The sequence below is a fragment of the Thermococcus atlanticus genome, from assembly GCF_054657855.1.
Genome location: NZ_BAAHXX010000001.1, coordinates 742,654 through 755,357 on the forward strand (window position 1 = coordinate 742,654; position 12,704 = coordinate 755,357).

A 12,704-nucleotide genomic window follows, 5' to 3' on the forward strand; every position below is an offset into this window, starting at 1 on the left:
CTGAAAATACGGAATGGGATTTCAAATGCGCTGGAGTGAGATTCCCCGCGATGCCAAGGCCTACATGCTCTACCACACCATTATAGCACCCGGCCTGATAGTCTGGATACTGTTTCCCCTCTACATGATGAAGGTCGGCTACTCCGTCCTTGGAGTTGGAGCGTTCTTCATGGCTGTCAACATAATCTCGATTCCCTTAACCTACCTCTTCGGCCGGCTTTTCAACCGCTGGGACATCAAAAAGGGTCTCATCGCGATAGACCTCCTTGACGGCATCTCCTACGTTTTGTATGGCCTTGCGAAGGGCGCGGTTGCTCCCCTCATGTTCTTTGCCGGCACGGTAATCGATGAGCTCTCAACAGTACTCTACCCTCTCTACAGGGCCTACGAGCAGATAATCTACCCCGAGGACAAATACGAGGAGATATTCGCATGGCACCTCCGTTTGCCGGAGATAGCGAGACTGATAACCTTCCCGGTTCTCGGCTACATCTTCGGCTACCTCTACCCCGGCGCGGAGAACTACCGCTGGGCGTTCCTGTTTTTCGGCCTTTTCTCTGCCGTGACTATCGCCTACATCTGGTTCTTTCTCCCCTCAGTCGGTAAAGAGGAGAGAATAACGCCGGAGGGCTTCACGTTTAAGGCGGGGGAGTTTAAAGTTCTCCTCGCCTTCGAGGCCCTGCTAACGCTCGCTTGGGCTCTCACCCCAAATCTAGTCCTCATAAACTACATCGTCTTCGTGCTCCACAAAACGGTCTTCGAGGTGACGCTGATAGCCTGTGCGAGCAGCCTCGCTTCGATAATTGGAACCTACGCCAGCGAGAGGGTTCCAACGGGGAGGGGCTTTCAGGTCATCGGTCTTGGGATGTTCATCAACGCCTTCTATGCCCTGGTCATGGCAATCTCACCGCCCTTCTGGCTGGCGCTAAGTGTTTACGCGCTCGGCGACTTTGGCAGCACTTTCTGGTTCCCCTTCTACCGCTCCTGGATGTTCAAGCTGATTCCAAAAGAGAGGGCGAGCGAGTTCCACGCGGCAATATCGAGCTACAGGAAGCTTATCGGTTTGTTCGCCCCGTTCGCTGCAGGCTTTTTGGCGAGCATCCACGCGACACTGCCGTATGCGGTTAGTCTGGGGCTGTTTCTGGTGGCGGGGGCTATGTTCTGGTGGCTGGCGAGGAAAGGTATTTACTCTGGAGAGTCAAGTTAGTGACGTGATGTTGATGAGCGAGGTAGTGATTTCGAAGAGGGACGTGCTGGCTCACGAGAGGCTGAGGGTAATCTCCGAGCTTGCACCTATACGCGAGAAAATAAAGCTATTTGAGGAGAAGTACGGGATGACACTGGAGGCCTTTGAGAAAAAGCTAAAAAGCTCGGTGGAGTCTTTCGAGGCATGGGACGACTACATCGAGTGGAAAGCCTACGTAAAGAAACTGGAAGAACTTAAAAGCAGGCTCAGAGAGAGTTAGAGTTGCTTGATGGCAGCCCGGTGGTCAGGGACTACAAAATTCAGCAGAATGGTCTCAAGGAAGTCCTCGTTCTCTCCCGTGTCTGAGAAACTTTCTGAGAGCCACTTCCCATGGGCTCATTGTTCCAACCCTCCATGAAGCATAGCGTAGACCACCTCTAAGCTTGGCTCCTTCCTCTTGACCTCTTCAACCCTCAGGCCCGCCTTTACTAGGAGGGTGTTTATCTTGGACGGCTCGACATTCTTCAGAACTATATAACCCATTGCAACCTCGGGAGAATAGCCCTTCTCCATGAGCACCTCAATAGCCCTCTCAACCTCTGCCACCCTCACGAGGATGGTTTCTTCGGTCGGTGCGCTCCTCTTGAACTCCCCAATGCTCCCGGAGAAGAGCACCCGACCTTCACGGATTACGGTTACTGTGTCGCAGATCCCATCAACGTCGCCGAGGATGTGCGTCGAAAAAATGACAGACGCGTTATTTTTCCTTGCATACTGCCTTAAAAACCGCTTGAATTTAAGCCTCCACTCAGGGTCCAGACCCCTCGTTGGCTCGTCAAGGATGAGAACCTCCGGCTCTCCGAGAAACGCCCTCGCCATCGCTACCCGTCTCTGCGTCCCGCTTGAGAGGGCTGAAACCTTCTTCTTGGCGTACTCCTCAAGCTCAAAGAACTCTAAAAGCTCCCGCATTTCTTTTTCATCGTAAACTCCCTTAAGCAGGGCGTAGCGCCTCAGGTTATCGCGGGCGGTGAGGTTAGGATAGAGGAGATCGTACTCTGGAAGGTAGCCAATCCTCGCCTTCACCTCCGGGTTTTTGAGCGGGTTAACACCGAGCACTTCAACCCTACCGGAGTCCGGGACGAGGAGGCCGAGGATCAGGCGGAAGGTTGTGGTTTTACCCGCTCCGTTGTGGCCGAGGTACGCGTGGATTTCACCGGGGTTTACGGTCAGGCTTATCCCTCGGAGGACTTCCTTATCACAGATGATTTTTCTAACGTTTTCGAGGACTATCATAGAATCACCTCACACGAGCACCATTTTTTCTCCGAGTCTCTCTTCCAGTGAGTGTATGATCAAGAATGAAACTATGAGTGCGCCCGCCGAGAGTAGCAGGGAGATAACTAATGCCATTCCCATTGAAAGACCGACTCCAAAATACTGGGGGATGTACATGGGTGCAAAGTAAGCCGTGAAGAAAATGATGAATTTTGCCACCTCGAGGTACTTCGAGTGAAAGAGGAGCGTTATCAATATTACGAGGAAGGTGAAGCTGAGGAGAGGGGGAACAGAGATTAAAATCCCGAGAAGCATCGTTGTTAGCTGGATTGGAGTGCCCACGTGGAGGGCGATGAACCATCCCACGGCACTTCCCAGTGCAATTCCCACGATCCCGACTACGAAGCTCGCGAGGGTTCTCACGAGAATGAGCTTAACCGGGCCGAACGGAAGGCTAAGGAGCATCTCGTGGATTCCGAGAAGCTTCTCCTTGGCAACGGTACCGCTGAAGAAGATGGGAGTTATAACTGCGATTGAAACGCTTGAAGTTCCAACTATGGCGCCGCTCGGGAGGGGAGCCCAGCCTATGAATAGGTAAATCACAGCCACCAGCCAGGGAATCCAGATCACGTTTAATCCCATCTGCTTTGCGGTGTAATTAACCTCTTCGATGAGCTGGGGAAGGGTGAGCCTCATTTTCACCACCTATCTCGGGGATTAAGATGATAGGGGAATTGAACATTTTAACTTTCAGTAGGAAGGTTTATACGGTTTCTGTAATCGCGAGGTTGATAACCAAAAGTGAGGTTCAATGAGAGGTTGAAAAAAGAAGGTACTAAAACTCCGGAATCCTTATCGGTGCCTGAAGCTCCCTCTCATTCTTCTCAAGGTTCGTCGCGAGCATCTTTATCCTTTCGCAGCCCTTTATCTCCCTGATGAACTCGGCCACGCTTTTCGGCACTAGCTCCTCCCACGGCCTTCCCTCAATCATGCGCTTCCTTATCTCCGTCGCCGAGAGGATGTCCTTCCTGAACATTGGCTGTACTATGACCTCGTAACCCTTCTCGCGGAAGAGCTGGGCAACGAGAGAGTTTCCGGTGAAGACGACGTCGAAGCGCGGAACCATGCTGACAACGTAAGTTGACCAGATTGCGTTGAAGTTGATGTCCGGCAGGGGAATCAGATAGTAGCGCTTGTCCATGCCTGCCTCGTTCAGCGCCCTGATGAGCATTTCCATCCTTTCGCTTGCCGTGAATGGATTCTTCAGGGTATGGCTCGCCTGAGCGCTCCCTATGCCGATGATGACCTCATCAACCTGCGAAAATACAAATTCCAGAGCTTTTATATGCCCGTTGTGGACGGGCTGAAAACGTCCGACGAAGAGGCCCCGCCTCATTCAATCACCTCCAATGAGCTTTTCAATTTCTCCGACAAAGCCTCTGGCGATGTCAAGAACTTCCGAAACTATTTCCGGCTCGGGGATGAATCCAACGTCATATTGACTCTGGTGGCGCAGGTGGCGAACGTAGTCGAGGTAGCGAATCCACTTTAAACCCATTTTGCCCCGCCCAACATAGAACTCACGCAGGTACGCTGAGACACGGGCATGGCTCTTTTCCCGCCAGCCGTCACGGTAAAGAACTGCCCTCGCGGCGTGAAACATTGCCAGATAAGCCAGCATGAGAGCCCCGTCATAGACGTTAATTTCAAAGTCTTTACCTGCAGAAATCAGGGTTTCTTTTGCCCGGTTGATGCTCAGCCTGGCCAGCTCCTCGGAAGGTTCAATCCTTTCGAAGTATCCCCTTTCGATGCAGGCCTCAAACCTCATCGATGGACCCCCAAACAGTCAACGAGGCAAGCTTGATGTTCCAGTAGAGGTAGGGGTTTTCATTTTTAAGACGTTTGAGTTTTTTCTCAGTAAGCACCATTAGGTCAACTCTCCTTCCAGTTGCCTCCTCCAGTTTCTCTTGGAGTTCCCCTATCAGGATGGGGCTTTCATTGTCTAGGAGCACCCAGATATCAACATCGCTGTCTTCTCTGTTCGTCCCCTTGGCGAAACTTCCATAGATGCCAAGGGCTTTTATCCAAGGCTGCCTTAGTGGAAGGAGCTTTTTTCGAAGTGTCCAGTAACTTACCTCCCTTTTAAGCTCCCTCCGTGCGTTTTCATCGGACCACTTGAACCTTCTTCCCTCCTTCTCTATAAGTCCATCTTCAGCGAGCTCCTTGAGGTAGGAGGATACTGTACCCTTGCTCACCCCCAGTTTCTTGGCTACTTCCTCAACCCCGAAGGTGTCCCTTTCGAGTATATCACCAAGAATCCTTACCCTTTTCTCCGTCGTGAATAACCTGCTGAGCATGTCCATAACTCTCGTTCAATCTTTTTGAACGTTTCGTTTAGCTTTACTGAACCAGCTTCACCCCAACCTCATCCCCGACCTTCAGGCCGAGCTTATCAGCGGCACTCCCCTGATTGACGGCTATCTCAAGGTAGCCGTGGCTTCCGGGCAACGCCAGTAGCTCGCCGGGCTTCACCTGACCGTAGGTCTCAAGATATGGGAGCTTAAGCCCCAAATCGGGCAGTTCAACTTCTCCGGGCAGTTCATAATTCTCAAGATTCAGCACCACGTTCCCGAAGTCATCGATGTAGATGACCCTGAGAAGCCATGTATCACCCGAGCGCTTCGGTTCAACCTCAATTATATTCAGGCTCTCCAGGTCGATTTCCTGACCGAGTCTTCCGGGTTCATACCCCAGGGTCAGCAGAGCTCCTGCAGGCCCGAAAACATCCCTGCCGTGGAAGGTTGAGCTCACTTTTCTCCCGATGATGCCCTCCATTCTTTTAACGTCAATCTCATAGGCTGCTCTGGCCTCAATCCATCTCATCGGCAGCGTCGCCAGCCCGTTATCCGGAACCACCAGGAACTGCCTCCCTTCAACTATAATGGCCCTCCTCCCCGTGCCGACCCCTGGGTCTATAACCCCGACATGAACGGTATTGGGTGGGTAGTACTTCACCGCCTGCTCCATCACGAATGAACCCTCAAGAATGGAATGCCGCGTGATGGAATGGCTTATGTCAATGAGCTTTGCTTCGGGGTTTATGCTCAAAATTGCGCCCTTCATCTCCCCCACGTAGGGCCCTCTGAGGCCGAAGTCGGTGGTCAGGGTTATGATATCCGGGATGAGGTGCTCCTCAAGCCCTGTTTGCTGCCCGAAAGTTAATGCTAACGTCCTATCACCTGTCATGCCACCACCTAAAACTTATTAACCTGAAGGTTTAAGAGGATTTGGAATGGTGCTCATGAGGAAGCTCCTGCCGCTGGTGCTGGTACTCATTATTCTGGCCTCAGGATGCCTGATCAAACAGCCCGCCAGGGTTAGTTTTAAAATCGATAAAACAGTCCTCAAACCTGGCGAGGATTTCCACGTGATAGTTACCATCAACAACACGGGCAAGGTTGCCCTCGTTGGTGCCAATCTGCTCCTCAAAGATGACAGGTTCCAGGTTCTGCAGGCTCCGAGATTCCCGTCCCCCCTGAAGGTGGGGGAGAGCGTCGAGCTGATGTGGATTTTAAAAGCTCCGGAAAAACCGGGAGTTTACAACCTTTACCTGCCCCTCGAACTGGAGGATGAGCTGCACAGGTCATGGGGCGGCTTTTACGGCCAGTTCTCCATCAGGGTGGTGAAGGAGGAGGTTCCGATTCCAAGCAGGGGTGTTGAGATGAACATCACGGTTCCATCAGAGGTCAGCGGCGGGAGCGAGTTTGATGTTGAGGTGTCAATATACAACCGCGGAGCAAACAGCATCGATATCTACAACGTCTCCCTCTCACTCCTCGATGGCATGAGTGTTGTGGAAAGGGGAAGGATCCCGTCGACGCTCCAACCGAAGTCCTTGGAAAAGATAACATACAGAATTAAGGCCCCCTACCGCTATGTCTCGGGCTACATCTCAGCCACCCTGAGATATGTCTCAAAAGATACCGTGAAAACCCTCGTGGAGAGCTCCAAGACCGTGGTCATATGGAAGCCGTGGAACGTCTCGAATGCGGTTCTCATGAAGGCATACGGGACAAAATACCACTGGATTACCGACGAATACATCGTTGATGCATACTGGAATCAGAAGTACAACTCCACATCACGCTTCAACCGCACCGCCCTCAGACCCTATGCGCTCCCCCTCATCAGAAGGGCAAAATCGGATTACGAAGCTGCAGTTGCAGTTTACAACTGGATCAGCTGGATGTCCACCCGGAAAAGCGGGAACATCACCCTCGACCCCATGGAGATGATAGAGCGGAAGGAGAGCTTTGGATACACCGAGGGGCAGATACTCTTCACGGCCATGATGCGCTCGCTTAACATCCCCTCAAGGATAGTGAGCCTCTACAACGGCGAAGACTGCACCATAGACCCAGTCTCGGAGGTTTATATATCCGGAAAGTGGTATGTGGTTGATTTCAGGCACGGATTCATCGGAACAAGGGACGATTACCTCGCAACCCCCTACTTCCCGAGGATATACCAGCTGCTCACGGAGGAAAATTACAAGCTGGTGGCTCAGAGCCCGGAGGAGATGAAGGGACACGAGCACGTGGATGTAACCCCTGAGTATCTTGTCAACATTGATGAAAGGCTCTCAGATATTGTCTTCGAAAGACTGAATCCAACCCTCAGATCAAAGGTCAATAAGGTTCTGCTCAGACTGGACGAGAACGAAAGACTGTATGCACTCTTTCTATTCGCCTCCGCCCCAGAGAAAGACCTGAACAACGTCCTCGGCAACTACAGCGAGGGGAGGATTGAGAAAAGGATAAAAGTGCTCTATGAGTTTTACAAAAACATGCCGTGGTCTGAAAACTTCATGAAATACTGGAAGCTCTTTGCGGGTGAGGAATGATGATAGCGGTGCTTCGCTTGGGACACAGGCCCGAGAGGGACAAGAGGATAACCACCCACGTCGCTTTAACGGCGAGGGCATTTGGAGCCGATAAAATAATAATCGCCGCCGAGGAAGACGGGCACGTCAGGGAGAGCGTCGAGGACGTCGTTAGGAGGTGGGGTGGGCCTTTCATCATAGAGTTTAACCCCGGCTGGAAGAGGATTTTGAGGGAATGGAAAGGGAAGGGCGTTATCGTCCACCTCACGATGTACGGAATCCACATTGACGACGCTATTCCAAGGATCAGGGGAGAGCTGAAGGATGGCAGGGACGTTCTCATCGTAGTCGGTGCAGAGAAGGTGCCCAGGGAGGTCTATGATATCGCCGATTACAATGTTGCCGTTGGAAACCAGCCCCACAGCGAGGTCGCAGCATTGGCGGTCTTCCTGGACAGACTCCTTGATGGAGAGGCCCTGAGAAAGAGCTTTGAGAACGCGAAGCTCAAAATAGTCCCGCAGGAGAGGGGCAAGAAGGTAATCGAGCTGGAGTGATGGACATGGTTCTCAACCGCTATCGAGGAAACGTAAAGGGCTACCTTGAAGCCATCGTCAGACCACTCGCGAGGGCCGGCGTTACACCTAACCAGATAACGGTTCTCGGCCTGCTGATAAGCCTCGTCGGTGCTTACTTCTTCTACCGCGGCGAACAGGTCATAGCGGCCCTCATTCTGCTCTTCGGCTCGCTGATAGATGCACTCGACGGGACTCTCGCAAGATTAACCGGAAAGACGAGCCGCTTTGGGGCATTTCTCGACTCCACCCTCGACAGGATAAGCGATGGTGCTGTGCTCTTCGGAATAGCCCTCGGAAACCTTGTGGACTGGCGCGCTGCGTTCATAACTTTCATGGGGAGCTACCTGGTGAGCTACGAGAGGTGCAGGGCCGAGCTTGCCGGCTCCGGAAGGCTGGCGGTTGGCATAGCCGAGAGGGCCGAGAGATTGCTTATAATAATCATCACCGCGCTCTTCGGCCGCGTTGAGTACGGTGTCTATGCCGTCGCAATCCTCGCGTGGATAACCGTTCTCCAGAGGCTCTACGCGGCATATCAGAGGCTCAGGGAGTGAAAAAAGAAGGGGATGACGAGAATTTCGCTATGCGAGCCGCTGAAAGCGGCCATGAAGAGCCCTGCCGTTGCTGACCCTTCACCTCTCCATTAAACCCTTTACAAGCTCAACAACCTCGCCCAGTTTCGAAACGATGAAGTCGCAGTTGCCCCACAGTTCCCGCTTCGTGGCATTTGGATCGAGGAGGACGCTCAGCATTCCAACGTTTTTGGCACCGACGCAGTCCTTTGCAGGATTATCACCCACGTAGATGGCTTCCTCCGGCTTCACACCGGCTTTCTCAAGGGCGAGCCTGAAGGGGGCCGGGTGGGGCTTGTAAAATCCCGCATCCTCACACGTCGTTATTGAGTCAAAGAGATCGTAGATGCCCAAAGCTTTGAGGTGGGCTTTGATGTAGTCGTTGTCCGAGTCGGTTATGATGCCGAGATGGAGACCGAGAGCCTTTAGAGACCTGAGAGTCTCCAGAGCATCGGGGAAAAGCTCCCCATGGCGCTCGTGCATGGATATGTTTATCTCCCAGAAGTCCTCCGGAACTGTGAAGCCGTGGCGCTCTGCAATTTTCCTCAGGGCTTCTGTATCAACGTCCCTTATCCTCACGTATGGCCTCCCCGCAAGCTCCCGGAATCTCCTGCCTGTCTCCTCCTCGTATTCACCCCAGACCATTAAATAGTCGAGCTCACTCCTGCCGGCTTTTCTGAGAACCTCCCTCATGATGTTCTGATGGGTGATGTTCTCCCCTCTTTTGGTTATGAGCGTGCCCACGAAGTCAAAGAAGACGGCTTTAAGCATGGCCACCACCGATTTCATAGGGATCAGGAAGGTTAAAGACTTTTCGGCACCTGCAGGCGGCTGGCATAAAGACAATTCTGCTATGAAAAATCTTCAAAAACTTGCATTTGTGATGGAAAATCCTTGGAAAGATTTTTATCCCTTCAGGACTTCCGAAGGTGAAAGGATGGGAGGTGGTGAAACTCGAAGCGATTCTCCTTGTCTGGGGTGTTAGAGATGAGGTACTGAGGCGGCTCCCGGTTGAGGGGTACTGGCTCTACGGAGAATACGACTTTATAGCCAGGGTGGAATTCAGGGATGAGTCCGAGATGGAGGCATTTGAGCGGGAGCTGAGGCATATAATCCACGGTGGAACCTTCAAGTTGATCCCTGTAGAACTCTCAGCAGTTAAGGATGGCGAAGGCAGAAGGATAAGCATTCTGGAGGGCGTTAAAGCTTTGGCCCCATAACGCCTTTTCTTTTCAGTTCTTCATACGCCCTCCTGAGAACCTCCCTGATTATATACCTTCTGTTGAGTCCGCCGAGTCTGTATGCTGCCTTTCTCAGACTTCCGGCTTTTAGGAAGAGCTCCAGGAGCCTTCTGTCATTGTCGGACAGGTTCAGATGCCTCAACGCCAGCTCCGCAATCTCGGCCGGGTTGTTGCCCTCGTAGGGAAAATCCGAGGATAGAATCTCCCTCCCGAACTTTTCCTTCAGCTCAAACTGCACAACTGCAACCTTTGTATCGGGTTTTATGTTTTTATAGTGCCTCTTTAGGGCATCGATGAGCTCTCCCCTGCTTCTGAAGCCATCCATTTTCGCATCGTCATCCGTCAGCTCGCCGATGATTTTTTCCTCCACACTCTTTATAACCGCCCTTCCAAGAACATAACCCCCGGAATGAATCAGAACCTCATCGCCCGGCCTGAGGTTTATCCTCCCGATTCTGACCGTTGCTGTTTTCCTCCCGCTCAGAATAAGCTCCCTGTACCTGCCGTCGAACTTCAGGTTCCTCATTTCCTCTCACCGGGTCTCAGAAGCCTGAATTTTATTGCTATCACTCCATATCTGTTCTCCTTCCACTTCGGATACATGCCGTGGAACCTCTTCAGGGCAGCATCAAAGCCCGGATTATCGGGGAATATCTTTTCAATGGGCTCCTCCCTCAGCACCTGTCTGAAGGTTTCGTATCGTTTGACGGTGGTAACCTCGGCGGGCACCTCTCCGTTGAACAGTATCTTATCCCCCGGTTTTATGCCTCTGAGCTGGGGATAGGCGACTCTAACCTCAATCCTCTTTTTTCCGCCCTTTATCATGCTGAGGTATTCCTCCCTGACCCTGAGCTTATACACCTTCATCTTCCTCAACCCAAACTCTCAGCAGAGTTTAAAAGTTTAGCTGGGGAAAGTTTTAAAGCGTTTGATGACAAGATTATTCAAGGTGGGAACATGAGAAAAGCCCAGGCCGCTCTGGAGTATCTCTTCATACTGGCAGCAGCTCTGGTTCTGGTTGCCATGGCAGCGAGGGTTATACTCACCAGCACCAAAAACATCAACGAGGCAATAGCAAACTACACCCAATCCGTCAGGGAGCAGGTTCTGGAGAATCTGTGAGGTGGAAGGATGGGCGAACCGTTTCTGTCCGTTTTCACCATTAGTCCGAGTGCTCCGGCGGTCAGAACGGATCTTTCCGGGAGGTAAAACGATGCAGGAGCTCCTTTTAATCATCCTCGGGATTGTTATGGGGATTCTCACATCATACACAGACCTTAAAACCGGCTTTATAGATGACCTCCACGTTTTCCCCTTTGCTGCGGCGGGCATTATATACTACCTTTACGAGGGTCTTTTTGTGAAGCATAACACCTTCTTAGCATTTTCCGGCGTGATGGGTTTTGCCGCTGGCCTGCTTCTGGGTCTGCTCCTGTACTTTCTCGGCGGCTGGGCATCCGGTGATGTTGTTATCCTTGCGGGCTTTTCCGCTCTTTTCCCATACGCCTCCAGCTATGCTAAGATTGCAGCTCCCTACAGCGTTAATTATCCCCTCCATGCGGTTACATTAATGCTCAACAGCATCATAGCGATTTTTCCGGTGGTGTTTATCTACGCCACGGGGGTCATAGTCATCCGCAGGAAGACCGGCGAGCTCAGGGAAATTTTCTTCAACCGGGCAAATCTCTCGGTTGAGGTTGCCCTCTGGATTATGGGCGCAATGGGCATCACGCTGATTCTGGAGAATGTCTCAGGCGCTGCCATTAACACGGCCATCCGCTACGTCCTGACGGTCATACTGATCTTCATCCTCGGAAAAAGGAGGAGGGTGGGGGATGCCATCGGTGCGGCTTCTGTTGTTTACATGACCTACAGCTATGGGACTGCGGCAATAACAGCATTTATCAGGCTGCTCGTTGTCCTTTATCTCTTCAAGGTATTTCTTTCGGTGGTATCTTTCATGAGACGGGAGGTTCTGGTTGAGGAGAAGCCTGTTGAGGACATTGAGGAGTGGGATATCCTTGGAGAGTGGCTCTATGAAATGGACGGAAAAATCTTCAGGGACAGGGAGGGGTTTTTTGACAAACTAAAGAGGGCGGTTTCGGAGGGGAATCTAAGCCATCTGATGCCAAAATACGAAAATGTCATCGCATCCCCGACAGCTGAGGGGTTAACCAAGGAGCAGATTGAAAAGCTCAGGAGGCTTGTTGAGGAAGGGAGGCTGGAGAACCGATTTCTGGTCAAAAAGTCAATGCCTTTTGCTCCGGCGCTGTTTCTGGGATTTCTTATTTCGGTATTTTACGGCGATTTGTTCTGGTGGATATCCCTCAAGATGAGCGGTCTTTAAAGCTAACCTAGGAGTCCTTCGATAATCTCCCTGACCTCCCACAGGCTTTCGACGTTGTGATCCCCTTCAACCCCCTCGTGGGGATTTATGGCTATGCTGACGTCTGCCTCCATAAACATCGCTATGTCGTTGAAACCATCCCCCACGGCCACGGTAAGCTCGGGTTTCAGCTTCTCCTTGAGCTCTCTCAATATGGCTCCCTTGCTCTTGAAGTCCACTATGGGGTTTACCTTACCCGTAACGACGCCGTTCTCATCGAAAATAAGCTCGTTGGCAAAGACATAGTCAACATCCAGCTCCCTGGCGATTCTCTCCGCAAGGCACATCAGTCCGCTGCTCAGTATGGCTATTTTAAAGCCGTTTCTCCTGAGAAACTCTATGAGCTCCCTTGCACCATCCATGTACTCAACGCTTTCAGCCCACTCCATTATCTCCTCCCTCGTGTGTCCCCTCCAGAGGGATGCATCGAGCTCGGCCCATTTGACGTAATCAAACTCCCCGGCAAAAAAGCGCTCTGCATACTCCTTCCCCTTCTCCCAGGTCCCAAAGCGCTTGTGCAGTTCCACCCAGCTCGACACCGATTTTACGAGGGTTCCCTCAAGATCAAAGGCTATCAGCTTCATTCCTCT

18 protein-coding genes are annotated in these 12,704 nt (G+C 51.9%); 8 read left to right on the plus strand and 10 right to left on the minus strand.

All coding sequences use genetic code 11. The annotated features are described in order from the left end of the window. Positions 1–25: 25 nt before the first annotated feature. Complete coding sequence (locus tag ACYQ27_RS03955) at positions 26–1,207, plus strand: MFS transporter (RefSeq protein ID WP_460041784.1); 1,182 nt, start codon at positions 26–28, stop codon at positions 1,205–1,207. 7 nt (positions 1,208–1,214) lie between these two features. Then, the gene (locus ACYQ27_RS03960; protein WP_460041785.1) at positions 1,215–1,466 is read left to right on the plus strand and encodes a hypothetical protein; all 252 of its coding nucleotides are present in this window, start codon (positions 1,215–1,217) and stop codon (positions 1,464–1,466) included. 116 nt (positions 1,467–1,582) lie between these two features. On the opposite strand, the gene ACYQ27_RS03965 is transcribed toward ACYQ27_RS03960, so the two are convergent. The 6 genes from ACYQ27_RS03965 to ACYQ27_RS03990 form a co-directional block, all read right to left on the minus strand. Next, on the minus strand, positions 1,583–2,479 hold the full coding sequence (locus ACYQ27_RS03965; RefSeq protein ID WP_460041043.1) for an ABC transporter ATP-binding protein: 897 nt from the start codon (positions 2,477–2,479) through the stop codon (positions 1,583–1,585). Positions 2,480–2,488: 9 nt separating this feature from the next. Then, a complete protein-coding gene (locus tag ACYQ27_RS03970; RefSeq protein ID WP_460041044.1) occupies positions 2,489–3,157 on the minus strand; it encodes a hypothetical protein in 669 nt (222 codons plus the stop codon). Positions 3,158–3,296: 139 nt separating this feature from the next. Further along, positions 3,297–3,857, minus strand: a complete 561-nt coding sequence (locus ACYQ27_RS03975) for a nicotinamide-nucleotide adenylyltransferase (protein ID WP_460041045.1) — start codon at positions 3,855–3,857, stop codon at positions 3,297–3,299. After that, complete coding sequence (locus ACYQ27_RS03980) at positions 3,858–4,289, minus strand: HEPN domain-containing protein (RefSeq protein WP_460041046.1); 432 nt, start codon at positions 4,287–4,289, stop codon at positions 3,858–3,860. After that, entirely contained in the window at positions 4,279–4,818 is a 540-nt protein-coding gene (locus tag ACYQ27_RS03985; protein WP_460041047.1) for a nucleotidyltransferase family protein, read from the minus strand. The genes ACYQ27_RS03980 and ACYQ27_RS03985 overlap by 11 nt, the downstream gene beginning before the upstream one ends. A gap of 43 nt (positions 4,819–4,861) precedes the next feature. After that, positions 4,862–5,635 (minus strand): (R)-S-adenosyl-L-methionine hydrolase, encoded by a 774-nt coding sequence (locus ACYQ27_RS03990; protein WP_460041786.1) that lies wholly within the window; start codon positions 5,633–5,635, stop codon positions 4,862–4,864. 118 nt (positions 5,636–5,753) lie between these two features. On the opposite strand from ACYQ27_RS03990, the gene ACYQ27_RS03995 reads away from it, so the two are divergent. Genes ACYQ27_RS03995 through pgsA form a run of 3 tightly spaced genes read left to right on the plus strand, consistent with a single transcriptional unit; the run spans position 5,754 to position 8,469 of the window. Then, positions 5,754–7,364 (plus strand): transglutaminase domain-containing protein, encoded by a 1,611-nt coding sequence (locus tag ACYQ27_RS03995; RefSeq protein ID WP_456453623.1) that lies wholly within the window; start codon positions 5,754–5,756, stop codon positions 7,362–7,364. Continuing rightward, positions 7,364–7,897: a tRNA (cytidine(56)-2'-O)-methyltransferase gene (locus ACYQ27_RS04000; RefSeq protein WP_456453622.1), complete on the plus strand. Its 534-nt coding sequence runs from the start codon at positions 7,364–7,366 to the stop codon at positions 7,895–7,897. Before ACYQ27_RS03995 ends, ACYQ27_RS04000 begins: the two co-directional genes overlap by 1 nt. A gap of 5 nt (positions 7,898–7,902) precedes the next feature. Next, complete coding sequence (pgsA, locus tag ACYQ27_RS04005; protein ID WP_456453630.1) at positions 7,903–8,469, plus strand: archaetidylinositol phosphate synthase; 567 nt, start codon at positions 7,903–7,905, stop codon at positions 8,467–8,469. 78 nt (positions 8,470–8,547) lie between these two features. Here the strand turns inward: pgsA and ACYQ27_RS04010 are convergent, their stop codons facing one another. After that, positions 8,548–9,258 (minus strand): TIGR02253 family HAD-type hydrolase, encoded by a 711-nt coding sequence (locus tag ACYQ27_RS04010; protein WP_460041787.1) that lies wholly within the window; start codon positions 9,256–9,258, stop codon positions 8,548–8,550. A 158-nt stretch (positions 9,259–9,416) separates the two neighbouring features. Here ACYQ27_RS04010 and ACYQ27_RS04015 point away from each other — a divergent pair, with 158 nt between their 5' ends. Next, a complete protein-coding gene (locus ACYQ27_RS04015; RefSeq protein WP_456453621.1) occupies positions 9,417–9,707 on the plus strand; it encodes a hypothetical protein in 291 nt (96 codons plus the stop codon). On the opposite strand, the gene ACYQ27_RS04020 is transcribed toward ACYQ27_RS04015, so the two are convergent. Together ACYQ27_RS04020 and ACYQ27_RS04025 are read right to left on the minus strand one after the other, a co-directional pair. Next, the gene (locus tag ACYQ27_RS04020; RefSeq protein WP_456394829.1) at positions 9,688–10,254 is read right to left on the minus strand and encodes an ASCH domain-containing protein; all 567 of its coding nucleotides are present in this window, start codon (positions 10,252–10,254) and stop codon (positions 9,688–9,690) included. The two genes, ACYQ27_RS04015 and ACYQ27_RS04020, sit on opposite strands and share 20 nt — an antisense overlap. Further along, positions 10,251–10,595 carry an ASCH domain-containing protein gene (locus ACYQ27_RS04025; RefSeq protein WP_460041788.1) on the minus strand — a complete coding sequence of 115 codons (345 nt, stop codon included), beginning with the start codon at positions 10,593–10,595 and terminating at the stop codon, positions 10,251–10,253. The genes ACYQ27_RS04020 and ACYQ27_RS04025 overlap by 4 nt, the downstream gene beginning before the upstream one ends. Positions 10,596–10,685: 90 nt before the next feature. On the opposite strand from ACYQ27_RS04025, the gene ACYQ27_RS04030 reads away from it, so the two are divergent. Together ACYQ27_RS04030 and ACYQ27_RS04035 are read left to right on the plus strand one after the other, a co-directional pair. Beyond that, a complete protein-coding gene (locus ACYQ27_RS04030) occupies positions 10,686–10,850 on the plus strand; it encodes a class III signal peptide-containing protein (protein WP_456394828.1) in 165 nt (54 codons plus the stop codon). A gap of 91 nt (positions 10,851–10,941) precedes the next feature. After that, positions 10,942–12,075, plus strand: coding sequence for an A24 family peptidase C-terminal domain-containing protein (locus tag ACYQ27_RS04035; RefSeq protein ID WP_456453620.1), 1,134 nt, complete (start codon positions 10,942–10,944; stop codon positions 12,073–12,075). A 2-nt stretch (positions 12,076–12,077) separates the two neighbouring features. On the opposite strand, the gene ACYQ27_RS04040 is transcribed toward ACYQ27_RS04035, so the two are convergent. After that, a complete protein-coding gene (locus ACYQ27_RS04040) occupies positions 12,078–12,698 on the minus strand; it encodes an HAD-IB family phosphatase (RefSeq protein ID WP_456453619.1) in 621 nt (206 codons plus the stop codon). Between the last annotated feature and the right edge of the window lie 6 nt (positions 12,699–12,704).